The organism is Synechococcus sp. H60.1 (assembly GCF_047462335.1).
GTDB lineage: Bacteria > Cyanobacteriota > Cyanobacteriia > Thermostichales > Thermostichaceae > Thermostichus.
Genome location: NZ_JANSJA010000107.1, coordinates 1 through 1067 on the forward strand (window position 1 = coordinate 1; position 1067 = coordinate 1067).

General features: G+C 64.9%; 1 protein-coding gene. It reads right to left on the minus strand.

Annotated elements, in window-relative coordinates:
- Positions 1-99 precede the first annotated feature (99 nt).
- A partial coding sequence (trpD, locus tag NW852_RS05655; RefSeq protein ID WP_414426536.1) for an anthranilate phosphoribosyltransferase occupies positions 100-1067 on the minus strand: 968 nt, incomplete at its 5' end.

Consider the following 1067-nt stretch of genomic DNA (forward strand, 5'->3'; position numbering starts at 1 on the left):
CGCTGCCGCGAACGATGAAGCAACTGGGGCAGAAGAAGAGACAAAAGCTCTGCTGCCAAGCGGGTGAGGAAACCCCACCCGCCTACGCGGTGGGGTAGTTCATGGCTGGAGGAAGTTGACCAACTTTTGCAGGCGCTCCCAGGCGGCACCGCTGGCAAGGATCTCCCGCGCTTGGGCAATTCCGGCTCTCAAGTCAGCCACAGCTCCCGCCACCTGGAGCACCAGCGCCGCATTGAGGGCCACTGCATCCCGCTGGGCAAGATCGCCGCCTCCCTGGAGAACGCGGCTGAGGATAGCGGCATTTTCCATCAAGTCCCCCCCCTGGAGAGCTTGGACGGAGGCGGGCGTGAGGTCGTAATCCCGGGGGTTCAAGACTTCTGTGCGCAGGGATCCCTGGGAGAGAACGGCCAAGTCCGTGGGCTGAGCAAGGCCAGCTTCGTCAAGGCCTTCCCGGCTATGGAGTACGATGGCTGCTTCCCGCCCCAGTAGGCGCAGGGCTTCGGCCATCACCGGCACCAGCTCCGGCGCATAAACCCCGATGACCTGTCGGTTGGGGTAGAGGGGATTGACCAGGGGCCCCAAGAGATTAAAGACAGTGCGAACTTTAAGGGCGCGGCGGTAGGGGATTACTGCCCGCATAGCCGGGTGCCAGTGGGGGGCAAAGAGAAAGGTGATGCCCACTTCTGCCACCGCCGCCCGCACCCGCTCCGGCTCGGCGTTCAAGTTCACCCCCAGCGCCTCCAGCACGTCCGCCGAGCCGACCTTGCCAGAAGCAGAGCGGTTGCCGTGCTTCACGACTGGGATCCCGGCAGCGCTGACCACGAAGGCCACGGCGGTGGAAATGTTAAACGTGCCGGCCCCATCTCCCCCGGTGCCGCAGGTATCCAGCAGGAGGGGCAGATCCAGGGGGGATCCCAGAGAAGCTCGCTGCAGCACCCGCGCCATGCCGGCCAGCTCGCCAGCGCTGACCCCCTTAGCTTGCAAGGCCGCCAAAATCGCTCCCGACACCACATCCGGCACTTGGTTGTGCAACCAGCCGTTCATAAGCTGCTCCGCCTGGGCCTCGC